11 protein-coding genes are annotated in these 16,666 nt (G+C 36.9%); 7 read left to right on the top strand and 4 right to left on the bottom strand.

The features are described from left to right. Positions 1-105: 105 nt before the first annotated feature. A complete protein-coding gene (locus BC008_RS37515) occupies positions 106-285 on the top strand; it encodes a hypothetical protein (RefSeq protein WP_058184480.1) in 180 nt (59 codons plus the stop codon). A gap of 1,390 nt (positions 286-1,675) precedes the next feature. On the opposite strand, the gene BC008_RS37510 is transcribed toward BC008_RS37515, so the two are convergent. The 3 genes from BC008_RS37510 to BC008_RS37500 form a co-directional block, all read right to left on the bottom strand. Then, positions 1,676-2,500: a PspA/IM30 family protein gene (locus tag BC008_RS37510; protein WP_027838821.1), complete on the bottom strand. Its 825-nt coding sequence runs from the start codon at positions 2,498-2,500 to the stop codon at positions 1,676-1,678. A 238-nt stretch (positions 2,501-2,738) separates the two neighbouring features. After that, a complete protein-coding gene (locus BC008_RS37505; protein WP_027838820.1) occupies positions 2,739-3,416 on the bottom strand; it encodes a PspA/IM30 family protein in 678 nt (225 codons plus the stop codon). Positions 3,417-3,510: 94 nt separating this feature from the next. Beyond that, positions 3,511-4,836 (bottom strand): hypothetical protein, encoded by a 1,326-nt coding sequence (locus BC008_RS37500; protein ID WP_027838819.1) that lies wholly within the window; start codon positions 4,834-4,836, stop codon positions 3,511-3,513. A 186-nt stretch (positions 4,837-5,022) separates the two neighbouring features. Between BC008_RS37500 and BC008_RS37495 the strand changes: the two genes are divergently transcribed. From BC008_RS37495 to BC008_RS37475, 6 genes are all read left to right on the top strand, one after another. Next, positions 5,023-5,574 carry a DUF721 domain-containing protein gene (locus BC008_RS37495; RefSeq protein ID WP_027838818.1) on the top strand — a complete coding sequence of 184 codons (552 nt, stop codon included), beginning with the start codon at positions 5,023-5,025 and terminating at the stop codon, positions 5,572-5,574. Positions 5,575-5,619: 45 nt separating this feature from the next. Next, complete coding sequence (locus BC008_RS50015) at positions 5,620-5,781, top strand: hypothetical protein (protein ID WP_161938210.1); 162 nt, start codon at positions 5,620-5,622, stop codon at positions 5,779-5,781. A gap of 836 nt (positions 5,782-6,617) precedes the next feature. Continuing rightward, positions 6,618-8,375 (top strand): VWA domain-containing protein, encoded by a 1,758-nt coding sequence (locus BC008_RS37490; protein ID WP_235596000.1) that lies wholly within the window; start codon positions 6,618-6,620, stop codon positions 8,373-8,375. A 34-nt stretch (positions 8,376-8,409) separates the two neighbouring features. Beyond that, complete coding sequence (locus BC008_RS37485; protein WP_027838816.1) at positions 8,410-11,142, top strand: tubulin-like doman-containing protein; 2,733 nt, start codon at positions 8,410-8,412, stop codon at positions 11,140-11,142. A gap of 101 nt (positions 11,143-11,243) precedes the next feature. After that, positions 11,244-14,345 (top strand): GumC domain-containing protein, encoded by a 3,102-nt coding sequence (locus BC008_RS37480; protein WP_027838815.1) that lies wholly within the window; start codon positions 11,244-11,246, stop codon positions 14,343-14,345. Positions 14,346-14,921: 576 nt separating this feature from the next. Further along, positions 14,922-15,179: a hypothetical protein gene (locus tag BC008_RS37475; RefSeq protein WP_058184478.1), complete on the top strand. Its 258-nt coding sequence runs from the start codon at positions 14,922-14,924 to the stop codon at positions 15,177-15,179. Positions 15,180-15,555: 376 nt separating this feature from the next. On the opposite strand, the gene menB is transcribed toward BC008_RS37475, so the two are convergent. After that, positions 15,556-16,389, bottom strand: a complete 834-nt coding sequence (gene menB, locus BC008_RS37470; RefSeq protein WP_027838814.1) for a 1,4-dihydroxy-2-naphthoyl-CoA synthase — start codon at positions 16,387-16,389, stop codon at positions 15,556-15,558. Between the last annotated feature and the right edge of the window lie 277 nt (positions 16,390-16,666).

Raw genomic sequence — 16,666 nt, 5'->3', positions numbered from 1 at the left:
TTAGCGATTAATGTATGTCTTAATTTCAAGAAAATAGCTAAAATAGGAATAAGACTCTTGAGTAAAGAGTTGAGATAAAACTGATATATCAAAACTAGATTTTTTATGGACTCAAATAGTCAGTCTTCCAATTCTGTCGACCCACACTCAATTCGGGTAGTAGACGTTTTGGGAGCTGCAATTGCTCTACTAACTTTGGCAACACCCCTGTTTATTATCGGCAACTATTCTCAAAGTCCTGTTCTGAATCAGCAGTCGGTGACCTACAATCCTAGCAATAGATAAACTTGAAGTGATTTTTTCAACTTTTGATGAGTGTTAAAGTGATAAAAATACCCTTCAATACAGAAAACCGCATTTTGCATTAAAGGTAGTGTATGTAGCCAACTGAATATAAAACAATTTTTTTGGAAAATAATTCTGAATTTAAATACTCATTGATTGAGTAAAAATATAATTGTTGACCTCAGAATCAACTATCTGCAAAAATATTCTACTGTTTGATGAACACAAATTTTATTTATTTGTGTCTACAGAGGGAAGATTGTTTGTCGGAAGTACTTAACAGGAAACTTCTGGTTAAACAATCTTCCTTCATTCCCATTCAACAACAAAATAAGAAAAAGAATCTTGATTAGTAGTATTCAGTATTTTGATCGTTTTTGCTGAAAACTATTGCCCTAGTTTCAGCAGTAACTAATCACTAAAAAATCATGCATTTATAGAAATATAGCGCTACTTAATTAGGGTCGAATATTTATGAATGCTAAAGCTATGAGTAGTAAATTTTTGGTCGCCTTACGGGCGCGCACGGTCTATTATGTCCTACGGACACGCGCTTAGCCTTTGACTGGGCTACCTACGGATCTGCTAACGAATTGCGCGTAGCGCCATATGACCCCACAGGTAAGTCTATGATATCTGGCACTAATATATTGTTAAGTTGTTTGCAGCTAAACCTAAAAAGCTTTGTTGCGAGCTAGTGAACGATGCATATCTCCTATTGTAAGGCAGCTACGCCGAGTTTAATATTGGTGAGTCGAACGGGTCAAACGAACACTGTCCGCAAATTCTTCCTTTGCAATGATGGTTATAGCGTTTTCACTTGAATCAAATTCCCAAACTTAGAGACAGGTTAGTGTTGCGCGATCGCTAGATTAAAATTTAGTTAGAGGGGTCTATATCCTGCAGACACGATTTCCTAACAATGAAGGCGTTTCTACAGACTGTACTGTACTCAAGTGTGAGATTACAAAAAGCTAAATCTTATTCACGGAGATTGTATTTTGTTGTGCTTACAGCCTACCGAGCTAATGATATGGTACGACACTATTAGGTTAGGACATTGCTGAAAGCTCAAACCAATTAGTAATAAAATGTATGGTGTGCTGACGCCCCACAAGGCTGGGCATTAACGTCATACGTGCGTCTATTTTGACTTTCAAGTTGCCCTTAGGGCTATATGTGCCGACGGATGCTGTGAGCAAAGGAGGGCGCGTAAACTTACATGGCCCATTATTCTGCGATAAATATTTAGCTTGGGAAGTTTGTACTCCAGAAAGGTAAAGCGACAACCCGCTATTAAATCTGAATTGTTAATTAGTTTAATTTTGATTGAGTAAACAAAATCCCACAACCGAGAGGAGGTGGGACAAATAAAAAAGATTATCAAAAGTTACATTTGATCTAATTGTTTGCGTAATGCTTCCAACTCAGCATCAACAACTTCGTTAGGTTGATTACTGGATTGATTACTGGATTGATTACTGGATTGATTACTGGATTGATTATTGTTTTGAGAGGTATTTCCTTGCTCTGGTAGTTGAGGTTGTTTAGGTGAAGCACCAGAAAGTTGTAGTTTCATTGCAGCCAACTCATCATCGATATCGCTCCCAGCTTCCAATTGGGCAAATTGGCTTTCTAAATCAGCACCGGTCAATTCTGCTGCCGATTGAGCGCGAGCTTCTTGGATCATGACTTTTTCTTCCATCCGCTCGAATGCTGCTGCTGCACTGCTAGTATTCATACCACCAACAATACCTTCAAGCTGTTCTTGAGCTTTGGCGGCTCTACTGCGAGCTTTAAGCATTTCTTTCTTGGTTTTTGCCTCAGAAATCTTGCTTTCTAGCTGAATCAAACTGCGCTTGAGATTTTCTACCGTCGCACTTTGTTGGTCCAAAGTACCTTTCAAAGCATTAGCATTTTCGTCAAAACTTTTCTTGCGTTGCAAAGCTTGACGTGCAAGGTTCTCATCACCTTTTTGTAAGGCTAGTTGAGCATTACGCTGCCATTTAATCACTTCATTGTTAGCATCGTTATATTGTTTTTCTGTTCGTTTTTGGGCAGCAATTGCTTGCGCTACGCCTTGACGTAGCTTGACTAAATCTTCCTGCATTTCCAGAAGAGCTTGTTCTAGAATTTTTTCAGGATCTTCAGCTTTAGCAACTAAATCATTAAGGTTTGCACTAACTACTCGTTTAAGACGATCAAATAATCCCATAATTTTTACTTTTCCTGTTTAGATTTACGCGCTGTATAGAACCGCGAGATTTTTTACGATTTAATAACTACTAATTCAAATGTAATTTTTTCTGTCTATACCCCTACCTCCAGGATAAAACTTTATTCTTAAGATATTCTGAACGATTGGTAATTGCCCAATATTAATAATTCTAGCTTTCAGGATTCTAGCTTTGAGATCAATTAGATTGGAACAAACCCCTTAGGTCGAAATCAGCTTATCTTTCATTGTTTTTATCCATTCCATCTGCAAGTTGCTGTTTCATTGCTGTTAATTCCGAATCAATTTCTTTACTTTTCTCTAGAGCCGCAAATTTTTGTTCTAATTCATTATTTCCACCAACAGAAGCAGCTTCTGATTGAGCTTCTATTCCTAAAATCTTCTCTTCCATACGTTCAAAAGCACTTTGTTCGCCAGTTAGATCGCCCAACATTTCTTGAAGCCGATAGGAAGCTTGGGCTGAACGAGCACGGGCGATATACATATCCTTCTTAGTTTTTGCCTCAGAAATCTTTATTTCCAAGCTTTGCATATTTTTTTTCAGCTTTGCTACCACCGTTTTTTGAGAATCTATATGATTAAATAATTCTTTAGCTGTATCTTGATAAGCTTTGCGCTTTGTCAGGGCTTCCCTTGCTAGGGATTCATTACCTTGCTGCAGTGCTAATTGGGCTCGACGATACCATTCTTCCGATGTAGATTGGGTTTGAGCGGCTTGTCTTTCTGTACGTTTTTGAGTTGCGATCGCCTGCGCTACACCTTGTCGCAATTGCACCAAATTATCCTGCATTTCTTTAACAGTTTGCTCCAGAATTTTTTCAGGATCCTCTGCCCCTTTTATTAAACTGTTGATATTAGCGCGAAGTACTCGCAGGATACGATCGATCAGCCCCATGAAAGCTCTCCAAAATTGATGAATTCGCTGTTGGCGCTAGTCTTTAACACCATACTATCCTACGATAGTCAGCATCTTGCTTACTTAACGTGGCTTATTTAATTTTTGCATTAAGCCCTTTACTTTTGAGTTCGGAGACAAGTTTTTTAGCTCTTTCTTTAGCTTTGAGAGCGCCAAGATGAATTAGTTTACCATCATCAGATACGTAAGCATCAGGAACAACTTGGCGAGCTTTAGTAACGGATTCTTCTCCTTGATTATCCACAACTACATGATAGAAACCATCAGCGCTGGGTTTGATATCTGCATCAGATTCGGTTTTTTGTGTTTCTTCAGTTGCTTGAGGTATCTCGACTTGTGTTACTGAATCATCGTTAACGGAAGATTGGGATTCATTGCTCTCAACATTAGGTTTGTTTACCGGATTTAATTCTGGTTCCAATGTTGTTGTTGGTGTGGGTTTTGGTTTAAGATTCACCACATCGTCAGGATTTTTGACCTCTGGAAATTCTTGGGTCGCTAAGTTTGGCTGTTTGGGAATAGGAGTAATTTGCGGTTGTGTCAAACTTCTACTACTACCTTTAATAAGGGAATCATCCGAGTCATTGTCAGAGTTTTGCTTGAATAATCTACCAAAACTCAGTTTTGGCAAATCACCAGGATTAGCAGCTACCCAACCAACTAAAATACAGGTGATTAGCAGCAACAACATCGAAGCGATACCCAAAGGTGTAAAAAAAATATCTGTTTTTGCTTCTGATTTTTTGCTTGATTTTTTTTCTGCAGAAAAACTTCGTAGAAGTTCTTCGGAAGATTCTAAATAGTCTTCTGGCGACTGAATAATAGTTTGGTCTTCTGTAGGGGAAGCCTGAGTTTTTTGATTCTGGGGAACTTCAGCAGCGATAATATTCCCCACTTTAGGTTTTACTTGTGACGAATTAGGCTGTTGTGAATTAACCTGTTCTGAATCAACATGCTCAGGACTAACATGCTCAGAACTTTGTTTTTCCTTGACATCACGATCAATTTCTAGTTTTTTTGTATCCCCCCTGGATAAATTTGATGGTTGTGGGTTAACCTGGGAGTGCGGAGGTACTGATGTCGTTGCTTCAATTTTGTTGACCGAAACTTGAGACTCAGCATTTGCTTCCTCTTTAGGAATATTTCCGACTTCCGGAGTTAAAGTTTGATTCGATTGTGTAGTAGGAATATCTTGTGATTGCGCCAATCCATTCGTAGTAGATGCCCAAAATTGGCTTCGATCTGGTTTTCGTTCTCTAAGACGCGTGCGTCTATATCGGGCTAGTTCTCGATCCAGTTGTACTTCTAAACTAGCTAAAGCTGCTGCTAGCTTTGGCTTAATATAATGAGTGTTTGATGATTCATTATCGCCTGTATCTGTTTTTAATTTTTGATTCATTCCCTGTGTGCCTTAAACTTAGACTGCTGAATTTAAACAATTGAAAAATATAAAATCAAACTTGAATATAAAATAAAAAATAATTTCAATAAAATACTTTTATGCCTATTTAGCACGAAAATTATCATAAAAATATTACAAAAACATTGCACGAACACTTTATTTTTTTGAATTAGAACCGGCAGAATGTCTTTTAAGTCTGTTAATAATATCTTAGATGTTCTGAAAAATCAGGCAAAATGGCAAGAAGATCCTTTTCAGAATTTGCTAGATAGTTGGTCGCAAATTGTAGGTAAGGTAGTTGCTACCCATACTCAACCCTTATACATTAAGCAGGGAATATTATGGGTTGCGACTTCCAGTGCTGCTTGGGCGCAGAATTTGACATTCGAACGACAAAACTTGCTTGTCAAGTTAAATGACTTGTCACTCGCTCCTCTGTTAGATATTCGTTTCTCCACTTCAGGGTGGAAACGTCAAAAGAAACATAATGAAGTTAATCAAAATCTATCACCTTCTCATCATCCCAGTTACATTGGTCGCCAAATAAAATTAGAGTCCAGTACAAAACCTAAGAAAGATAATCCCCAAAAAGTTTTTCAGGATTGGGGAACAACAATAAAAATGCGATCGCGTGGTTTGTCCCTCTGTCCTCAATGTAATTGTCCCACTCCACCAGGGGAATTAAAGCGTTGGGAGGTTTGTTTTTTGTGTGCAGCAAAAAGAGCAAAAAGATAATAGCTTGGCGTGTAGTGCACCTTATTTACTCATAAAGTGCTGTAAATGGAACCAATTCCTACTTTGTCAATTCCAACAAAAAACAATATTAAAACTTACCGCGCCCTTCGGGCTGTTCGTGGCGCAATGCCTACGGCATGCTACGCTAGCAGCCGCGCGTCTTTCATAGTCAGAAGTCAGAAGTCAGAAGTCAGAAGGGCGCGGTAACTGATTTAGCAGACATGACATCAATTAAACTTCATGTAATATAACCGTAAGCAAAGATGTAGGCTGATTAATATTACTAGTAATTTATCAGAGTAAATAAATAATTTAGAGCTTTTCAATCTATAAAGATATCAACAGGTGTTTAAGACATAGACTCTAACTTTCAGCAATATTTTAATTAAGACTTAATTAAAGACCTAAATTAAACATACCAAATAATTACATATATTTAGCTATCAAAATATTCATATAGCTTATTAAGCTTCAGTACTACTACTGAACAGCTTTCAAGTACTATGTCATAAAATTGTATAGTTAACATATACATTAGTAAGTTTATCTAGATTAATTATTTCTGCAAATACTTAAATATTTTACGACTTCAATTGTAGGACATAATACATTAAAGTAATTCTATGAAATAATTATTATTTGATATATTCAAGTAATAATCTACAGCAAAAATTTTACTTTTTCAATAATTTTTAATTTTTGTACTAATGAATAAACTCAACATTTATTATTTGTTATCACATATATTTAATAACAAATATTATTAGTTTATCTAGACTTTTTATAAGCCTATAAATTATTTGAAGATTAGATTTTAGTGGATATTTCAAGATTCTCTTTAAGAGATAATCCCTGAATAAATCTGTAAAATATACCATTTCATTCAGTAGTAAAATAGAAAAATTAAATCATAAAAAAAAAACCTATAAATCAGCAGATAAAAGTCATAAATGTATGACTGGAGACATCTATCCATGAATTTAAAATATATAAAAAAATGGTTTAAATTTACTTCAAACCTAAGTATTTTAATTTTGTCCTTCGTGTCAATTTCCCAGTTTAGTAGAGCTTTTGCTCAGAATTCAAAAGGTGGAATTGACTGGATTGTGGTAATAGATACTTCTGCTTCTATGCGAGGTGCAGGTGGTACAAAAAATATTTTTCCTCAAGTTAAGAGTTCTATTACTCAATTTGTTAATACTGCCAGATTAGGTGATACAGTCACTATTTATAATTTTGATAGTGACGTAACTCTACAAGCTCAAGAAATTACTATTAGAACTAATCCCGACCGGGGTAAACTCAAACAAATAATTAATAACCTCAAAGCTGATGGAATACGCACTCACACGGGTAAAGCAGTACAATATGCGCTGAAAAATTCCGCCAGATTAAACCAACGCCCCAATGCTGCAAATAGGACTGTGAGTATAGTTTTTCTTACTGATGGATTGGAAGATATTCGAGGGATTTCTAACCCCGTACCCATCCCTCAAAATAACCAACTTTTAAGGGAACAACAATGTAAACCTTATGTATTCTTCGTATCTTTAGGACAGACAGAACACGAAAAACAATTAAACAAATTTGCGAATCATCCAGCACTTTGTGGAAAAGGAAGGGTATTACGTGACCCCGGAGGAATACGATTAAATAAGCTGGCACACAATATTAGACCAGTATTAATAAAACCGCAAATTGATGCTAGTTTATCTGCAATTAATTTACCGCCTGTTCTGCCGGGAAAAACTATAAAATCAATCCGTATTAATAGTATTAGTAATGTTGACACTAAGGTAAATTTACAACTCAAAGATATAGAAAAAAGCGGCGTTAAATTAGTTTCACCTAGCACAGTTGACTTAATTGCTAATCAAGCAATAGCTATCCCTATAAAATTACAGATTCCAGCAAATACCAAAGGAGGTATCCGCAAGCTGCGCTTGGTATTGCAAGCAACAAATAAAGCCATTGCACCGCAAACAATTGATTTATCTTTAACTATTAAACCGCAATTATCAGTGCAGCCCAAAAAATTAGATTTTGGTTCTGTAGTTACAGGGAAAACCAGCGAAATAAAAACTTTGGTAGTTCGCAGCACAATTTCAGGAACCGCTAGCTTAAAACTGCAAGGGAATTTTCAAGATGTTTCCCTAAAACAACCTTCAGAAACTGTATCCTTAACTGTTGGAGAAACCAAAATACCTGTACAATTTAAGGCTTCCGAGAGCAGTTTTGAAGGTAAGCGTATCTTTAATGTGGTTGTGACTCCAGACGATCCGCTTGCAACTCCCCTCACTACTGAAGCGGAAATACAAGTTTTGATTCCACTAGGACGGAAAATAATCTTTTGGTCACTGTTAATATTACTACTACTTTTAATTGCTTTAACTATAATTTGCTTTATTCAACGTAAAACCCCCTGGGAATTACTTCAAGATATTCGCAGTCGCAAACATTTAGAAGGTGAATTGGAACTAATAGAACCACAACCAATATCACCGGAAGAAGAATATATCAGTCTTACCCATCAGCAGAAACCAAAAGTCAACCTGAGTGCATTAATACCAGCGATCGCAGCTACAAATTGTGATGCGGAATTAATCGTAAATTGGCAATCGGGGAAAAAATATGTATATATACGGGTTTTAGAAGGTGTAATTTTTGTCAATAATGAAAAAATAACTACATATCAACTTTACGACGAAGACACAATCGGGCTTGGTAACGTGAAGCTGCGATTTAACTGGCTCGGAAACCAAAGGCCCTATGAACCAAACAGTGGGCTAGAAAACTTTTGACTTTTAACTAATAACTAAAATTAGAGGAAATTAAATGCCGCGTCCCACAGTTGTTTTTCGCCCCACTGTTGTCATTGGGCTAGGAGGTACTGGTTATGAAGTCGTACTCAAACTAAAAAAGCGATTTATTGATGTTTATGGCTACGTACCAGAAATTATTCGCTTTATTTCTATTGATACAACCGAAAATATTCAAAGTCGAGAAAAAACACCTGATGGCACTAAAGTTATTTTAGAACCTAATGAACTTTATGCGATTTCAGTGGCAAATCCATTACCGTTAACCCGCAACGATCATATTGACGAATGGTGGCCTAAAAATATTCCCACATCTAGCTTGATTAGTGGTGCGGGACAAATTCGAGCGCGAGGACGACTAGCATTTTTTGCCAAGGTGGGCGATATTAACGGTTTGATAAGTCAAGCAATAAATGCTGTACGGGAGATTCGCACTAGCAAACAAGCATTTTCAGATAACTTTCAAGTTTCTAACCGTGATGGTATTGAAGTTTTTATTGTTGGTAGTTTAGCCGGTGGAACTGGTAGTGGTACTTTTTTAGATGTGGCATTTCTAACACGGCAATATCTCAACAGCTTTTCCAATATTACGGGGTTATTTGTATTACCCAGAGTATTTGCCAATCTTCCTCAAACTCATTTGGTAAAATCCAACGCTTATGGCGCTCTAAAAGAGATCGAACACTTTTGGGGATTGTCTCCATCTCATCCTTTAGAAATTGATTACGGTATTACCAAAGTCAAAGCAGATCGACCTCCCTTTGATGCAGTGTTTTTGATGGACGGTATCAATAAAAATGGTACTGTAGTTAGCCGTCCGAACGACCTGCAAAATTTAATTGCTGATGGCTTATATATTCAAATTGGCTCTCAAATTGGTTTAGATGCTGCTAACGTAGCCGACAACATTCGGGCTTATTTAGCAACTGGTGAAAAAGTTCGAGGACGAAATATAAATTACTGTAGTTTTGGCTTTGCGACCCTAACTTTGCCAGTACATCAGTACAAGCGCATGAAATTAGAAGATGCACAAAAGTTACTCAAAAATGAGTTGATGGCTGCTACTACCAGTATCGATATCGGAAGTGAAATTGATCGTTTTTTACAAGATTGTAAATTGGAAGACACCACCACTATTCTAGATAGTTTAATACAGAGCGCTCGCGGCGGACAAATCAAACCAGAATTCAGAATCGGTGAAATGAAATTTGATCGTACCTCCCCACAGACGATCAAAGACCTGTACAAGCGGCAGTTAGACCAAATGGAACAACGGACTGCTAAAGATTTAGCGATGAATTTTTACCGTTTAGAACAGACTGCGACAGCTACAATATCAGCTTGGTTAGAGCGTGGTATAAATCATCCTAATGGTTTAGCTTCTACTCTGCAATTTGTAAATAATCTTGCCCATAAACTAGATGAGTTACAACAAACCGTTCAACGCAAATCAAAAGAAGCACAATCTAGTTTTTCTGCTTTAAAGTTAGAACCACAAGAAGAAAAAATTAAAGAAGTTGCAAAAGGTTGGTTCCTGAATAAAAATAATCTTCAAGCAGCTTGTCAAAGGTACAAAGAACGGACGGATCAAAAGTGGAAGATATATTTACATTGGAAGCGTTGCGATAAAGCTGCAGAACTCTGCGGTGTCTTGCGGACTAAGGTAGAGCAAATTCAGGAAAAATGCCAACGTATTCACAGCAACTTAGATAAAGTTTATCGAGATTTGGAACAAAGTTACGCTGAAGTTAGTTTGCAAGGTAATTCTGATAATCCTTTCATTCATACCATTCAGCGCATTGACTTAGAATCAAAACGCCCGAAATTTACCGGGGAAGACTTCATCCGTTGGTATCGAGAACAATCTCAAAGCTTAACTAATTGGTCTGAGAAAAAAGCTGAAGAAGTCAAAGATGACATCTTAAGTTTTATGGAGGAAACTTATCGTCCGCTCACCAGTATGAGTATTGAGCAAGTTCTGGCAGATAGCAACCCAGAAGATGCAGGAGAAGATTTACAACAACTTGGTAAACTAGCAGTTCCATTGTGGCAGTATCAAGATTCAGAAATTCCAGCCAAAAAGCAGCATATAACTACGGAATTTTATTATTACGGCGTCGAGAGTAATAACACTATTTTTAGCGATCCACCCCTTTCCAATCGGATACCTAAAGGCAAAGGTAATGTTTCTTTTGTACCCACAGGTGAACCCCACAAACTTACGCTATTTCGAGTGGAAATAGGTGTACCTTTGTTTGCTCTCAATGGTATGAAAGATATGGAGTTAGCTTACCTAGATCCAGACAAAGTCTTTAAACATTTGCACCGGGGTTGGACAAATTTAGCAAATCTAATTCCCCCGGAAGATGACGGTGGATCGCTGCGCTGGTTTGCCTTAGCCTTAGCACCTAATCCATATTCATTGATTATTAATCATAAAAGAAAATATTTTATACATACCGAACAAGCAAGAAAATTAGAAGATGGAATTTTGCTGTTGGGGAACGATCGCAGATCAGCATTCAGAGCTTTTAAGAGTAACTCGTCATTGGTTAAAGAAATTGCTGATAAGGTTGATAAAATCACCCACGAAGATCTAGAAAAAGCAAGATTTTCCTTGGAAAATTACATTAAACAGATTAACCAACTTTTGAAGAACAATAAAGTTGCCGTTCAAATTAAAGAACAGGTAGAAATGGAAATTCAAGAAATTGATGCTTACTTGGAAGATTTGGATGTGATTAGCTAGTCACGAATAAGGTAAATAAAGCTACTATCACAAATTTTATTGAAACTTTGCAAACAAGGATTCTACTTCTGAATTTAGCTGCATAGCAGCTTACTAGCATCATGCCAAAACCAACTATCCTAATTGCCCTCGACCCCCATAGCGCTGCTTTATGTGCAGCTATCGAAGGACAACTCCAACAACTTCCTACGGTTCAAAGTCACTTAATTCAAACTTATACTCTCACTTGGGATGGTCAAGTTCTTGGGTTTAGTAAGGAGTTAGATCGCTTTGCCGATGGGAGTTTCGAACTCAAATTGAAAAATCCCAAACAAGCTTCTGTATCTCAACTGAGTCAACAGTTTGAACAGGGAGCCAAGGAACTGCAAACAACTCTAATTGATTTGATTAAATCAGTTAATCAATCTCCTGAAGTGATCGCAGCGAGAAATTCCGGAGTTGATATTAGTTCTTGGTATAGAATTTACATCATGTTCTCCGCTAGCGACCCTTGGGTACGAGAACTGGTATTTGACCTATCCCGCTTGATTCATTGGCTATTTAATATCTACTTTACTGATATTCCCCATAGCCTAGAAGCTTTGTTGCTCCTACCGGGGTTATTTGCTCAAGCTAAAACTGAACATTATGCTGCTGCTTACCAACTGCTCAAAGAGTTAGACGAAAAAATGACCAAAGGAGTGGTGATTTCTGGTGCTCAAAAAAAACCACCTTTTGATAATTGCTGGTTGATCGACGAACGCATTGGAGAACTGGGAGTTAATTTGGATAGCTACGCCGATGCTTTTGCAGGTTTTTTGACCGCTGAGCCAGAAACAGGCGGATTGTTAATTGGAACCCATACAGTACGGGGAAAAATTCCAGCATATAGTACATTCGGCTATGGAGAGTTACTTTTTCCCGCACAGACAGTTATAGATCGCTTGAGTTCAACCTTAGCAGCCGATATTCTGAGCCAAGAGTTTCTACCACAAGCAAAGTTTACTCCAGAAGCACATCGTCAATTACTTTTGAATGCTAAAGAATTTGTCCTGAGTGAAGATTATAACGATGCTTTACAGCAATTAGAAAGAGACAACGGTAAACCAGTTTGGCAAGATTTTAATCCCCGACTTGATATTCGTCCCGGTAAAGTTCAAGAATATGGAATTGAATTGGAACGTGCTTATAAGCAATTTGAAGATACAAAACTTCTTTCATATAAGCGCACTCTAGAAAATTGTGGCAAAAAAACGCAAGCTAAACTAACCGAACTCTTGGATCTTAGAATTAACCAATATGTTGATGCTGTCACCAATGGCTTGCAGAAAACAGTTAGGTTATCAAACATCCTGACTAATCCTTATTTGGAGTTACAAACTGAATTTATTAGCGATCGCCCCGAAAATTTAGTTACAGAATTACGTACTGCTGAAGCATTATTAGATTCTCGATTGCACGTTGCAATTAATAAAGAAAATAGTCAAAAGCTACTCGAGCAAGTTTTCACTTTAAAATCACAACAGCAACAACTAAAAGATAACTTAACCCAAGGTAATTTAAACCAGAATAATTTAACCCAGGATAATTTAACTGATCCTAATTCGGAAACAGTTATTGAAGAATTAGATAAAATTCAGGAACAATTAAAAATAGCTGTTACTGAATATCACCAAGCTATCAATGCAGAAATCGAACAAGCCCGCCAAACTCGCCTTACTGCAATTGATGATGCTCGCGCCAAAACATACGCAGCTATAAATCAAAGACAAAAACTGCTAAATTCTTTAGAAAATCAGCATGAAACAGCTACAGATCGGTTAAATGAACTGATAACAGAAGAGAAGCGGTTTCGCTCTTTATATCTAGTTACCCTTCCTGTTGTTGTTGTTATTTTTTTGATTGGAATACTGGTTGTAACTGGTCTTTTTAGTCAATCAAAATTTTGGTCACTATTACAACATATCGGAGTCAACTTACTTAACTATCTACTTTTGGGTTTAGTCGCAACGTTGACTTACTCGGTGGTCATTTGGCTGAAATATAGCAGTGGTATTCGCCAGCATATTCAGAAAGTTCGGAAACAGGTCGAACGACTTGAAAGCAGTTTAAAGGCTACTGCTGTAGAACTACGTCATAGCTATAACGATCAACTAAAGTTAGAGTACGAACTATACGCTCAAAATATTCGCGTTGAAACCCTAAATTATCTCATTAAAATTACCAAACAAAAAACAGAAGTTTTACGCCAAACTTTGTCGAATTTATCTCGAATACATGAAAATTTAATTAACAAACGCGATCAACTCTCTACAAATTCTTCTGAAACTAGATTAGCAGTTTTAACAACCTCTGATATTGATACTTATTATCATCAGAATTTTCCATCAACCCTATCCATTAATAAATTTTCACGAGAAGAAATTAGTCGTTCTCAATCGTGGCAAATTACTGCTACAGAATTTCGCCAGCGACTGCTATCATTCTCAAAAAAACAGTTTGAAAATTTAAGTCAATTATCAATTGGAGAAGTTTTAAAATCGGATTTAATTGCAAACGAGACAGCAAATGTCCGACTGAATCAACTTTCTCATAGTGCAAAAATACTGTTGCGCCTTCAAGATAGTGACGCTCATTTAAATCCGACTTCTCAACCAGAAATTACCCTTTGGGTAGGAGCAAAAGATAAAGAAGAAATACTTCAGCTTTATAGCCGCTTTAGCCGTTCTATTACTCCCATTGTTGCGGAAAATGAAGGCAGTTTGCGGGTTTTGGTACGTTCTTTAGGTTTTCCGGTGTATTTCCTCAGTCAAATAGAGTTTTATCGAGACTGCTATGAGCGCAATCATCAAGAACCATCGGAACAAGATAATAATATTCCCGATTTAATTCCTGAAGAAATTAGTTCTAGTGGAGAATTAAATGGGGCTTATGATACTCTGCTGTTAGCCATTGCTCTTGAGCTAGTGTCTCAAAATGCTCGGGATAATTATCAGTTTAATAATCAACCTCTTGGGAAAGAAAGAGAAAAAATTGCTTCAGCTTTAACAACTGAGTTTACTCACCAAGAACTATATGGAGAACTCAAAGAACGCATAGAATCTTTTGAAAATCACCTAATTTACCAGCAATTAGAGAAATTGGAAAAATCTGCGAAAGATTTAACGCATTACGAACGCAAACGCATAACACAACTATTATCGAATTACAACCCATTGAATTAATCCTTAACTAATTCAAAATCTAAGCCACTAATGTTCTTTTAGAAGATAAAAACTGAAGTAGGTGGAATATATTGGGCTTGATATTTTCATAGCCTCCAAAATCCTTTTACCTGTAGCAGATTACTAGAAAAAACCTTGCAGATATTATCTCAAGGTATAAGAAAAGAAGTAACACAAACTGAAGTACACCCGATCGCTCTTGCAAAATCCATAAGATAATTGAGCTATTATAAATCTATTCAAAAAGTATGTTTTTTTTTGAAAAGTCATTTTTATCGACTGATGTTCCTAAAACTAGGGGATCTAAAATTTTATATTTATAGTTGATCCCCAATTATTTTGAGCTATTATTCATATATTTCATACCGTAACTATTTAATTACTTTAGCTCTCCTTTTGTATCAACTTCTTAACATAAAAATTTAAAAATATAACACAAATATAAAAAAAAAGTAAAGTTACCTTTTTAATAGAAAAGGCTATAAACAAGATGAAACAATGGTTTGTAGCTGAATTCTGTATTTGTATCTAAGAGCAAAATAAAATTATGTTAGTTAGCCTATTTCGGCATTGAATATGAAAGCCATCAAATTCTTAGCTTCTTCCTGCAGATACTGTCGATATTACAGACCTGAAGGAAGGCGGGGTGGAGCCTGTCAACAATTGGGAGCGCCTGTAAAGGGAAATTGGAAATCTTGTTCTCTTTCCTTACCACCATTTGCACCTTCATGGGAAAGATTGGAAGACGTTTGGAACTTGGCAGATGCAACTCCTGTTTTGGGTTCAGACTTGAGTCAAGTTGAGCTTACTAGTGCAGAAAATAAAGTTGCTTGAATTAAACATAGATGCCAATAAATAAAGCTTGCCAAGTTTATTTGCTTTAACTTGATAAACAGGATCGAACTAAAATATTTGAGCAGTTTGAGATGGAAATTAAAGTAAATAGATAGCTTAGTCTTTCACCCGAACCATATGAATTTCAAATAATTTGCTTTGCAATATTTGAAATCTATTTTGTGAAAAATGTAAATATTGAAAATCAGCCAAAATTTACTAGTTCCACAAGGATCTAGAAAAATAAATTCTTTTTTAATATTTTTGGGTTCTGTTCTAAATCTTGTAACTGAATGTTGTAAGTTAAAATTTGGTTGATAAAAAACTGTCCCTTATTACTCTAGGGGACAATTTTTGTGAAATTAAAGTAACCGAATTAAGGTAACCAAGGATATTGATGAAAATTGGGCGACCGCTTTTCTAGAAAAGCCTGCTTCCCTTCACTTCCTTCTTCTGTCATGTAGTAAAGTAAAGTCGCATTCCCCGCTAATTCTTGTAAGCCAGCTTGTCCGTCACAATCAGCATTGAATGCTGCTTTCAGGCAACGAATAGCGATTGGGCTTTTTTCTAAAACCTCTTTTGCCCATTGAATTCCTTCTATTTCTAACTGCTCAACTGGTACAACTGTGTTAACTAAGCCCATTTCCAAGGCTTGTTGAGCGCTGTACTGACGGCAGAGAAACCAAATTTCGCGAGCTTTTTTTTGTCCGACGATTCGCGCCAGGTAGCTAGCGCCAAAACCGCCGTCGAAACTACCAACTTTTGGTCCTGTTTGTCCAAAGATGGCATTATCTGCAGCAATAGTTAAGTCGCAAATTAAGTGCAACACATGTCCGCCACCAATTGCATATCCTGCAACTAGAGCGATTACAACTTTGGGCATGGAACGAATTAAGCGTTGTAAATCTAGGACGTTTAGACGGGGAATGCCGTTATCATCGACGTAGCCAGCCTTTCCACGTACACTTTGATCGCCACCCGCACAAAAAGCATATTTACCGTCAGTATGTGGCCCATAACCAGTTAATAACACAACTCCAATTTTGATATCTTCGCGAGCATCGCAAAAAGCATCATACAGTTCAAAAACTGTCTGAGGACGAAAAGCATTACGCTTGTGGGGGCGGTTAATAGTTATTTTTGCGATACCACCCATTTTTTCATAGACGATATCTTCGTAGGTTTTGACTGTTTGCCAGTTAATCTGCATTTAAATAGATCGCTAATCTTTTTTAACATTAGCGATATTACTACGGTGGCCATTTATTAAGCCAATCCTATCCAGAGTTTCTTGAGAAAAGTTGTTTTAAACATGGTGCTTATTTCAAAAAGTAGATGCCCAAAAAACTCTCAAATATCTCCGAACTGGCAACATATAGCAGAATTATGGGCTGTCGCGCACGTACCTAACGCTCTACTGGCAGAAGTCAGAAGACAGGAGCCAGGAATGTAATGCTCTTTATAAATGACTTTCAGCTTTTGAACTA

The organism is Mastigocoleus testarum BC008 (assembly GCF_001456025.1).
GTDB lineage: Bacteria > Cyanobacteriota > Cyanobacteriia > Cyanobacteriales > Nostocaceae > Mastigocoleus > Mastigocoleus testarum.
Note: the sequence above shows the minus strand (reverse complement) of the source record. Positions and strands in the feature narration are given on the sequence as shown.

Bases quoted from the DNA above. Each gene is read 5' to 3' on its own strand.
- BC008_RS37515 (WP_058184480.1), top strand. From the start codon at position 106: ATGGACTCAAATAGTCAGTCTTCCAATTCTGTCGACCCACACTCAATT.
- BC008_RS37510 (WP_027838821.1), bottom strand. From the start codon at position 2,500: ATGGGATTATTTGATCGTCTTAAACGAGTAGTTAGTGCAAACCTTAAT.
- BC008_RS37505 (WP_027838820.1), bottom strand. From the start codon at position 3,416: ATGGGGCTGATCGATCGTATCCTGCGAGTACTTCGCGCTAATATCAAC.
- BC008_RS37500 (WP_027838819.1), bottom strand. From the start codon at position 4,836: ATGAATCAAAAATTAAAAACAGATACAGGCGATAATGAATCATCAAAC.
- BC008_RS37495 (WP_027838818.1), top strand. From the start codon at position 5,023: ATGTCTTTTAAGTCTGTTAATAATATCTTAGATGTTCTGAAAAATCAG.
- BC008_RS50015 (WP_161938210.1), top strand. From the start codon at position 5,620: ATGGAACCAATTCCTACTTTGTCAATTCCAACAAAAAACAATATTAAA.
- BC008_RS37485 (WP_027838816.1), top strand. From the start codon at position 8,410: ATGCCGCGTCCCACAGTTGTTTTTCGCCCCACTGTTGTCATTGGGCTA.
- BC008_RS37480 (WP_027838815.1), top strand. From the start codon at position 11,244: ATGCCAAAACCAACTATCCTAATTGCCCTCGACCCCCATAGCGCTGCT.
- BC008_RS37475 (WP_058184478.1), top strand. From the start codon at position 14,922: ATGAAAGCCATCAAATTCTTAGCTTCTTCCTGCAGATACTGTCGATAT.
- menB (WP_027838814.1), bottom strand. From the start codon at position 16,389: ATGCAGATTAACTGGCAAACAGTCAAAACCTACGAAGATATCGTCTAT.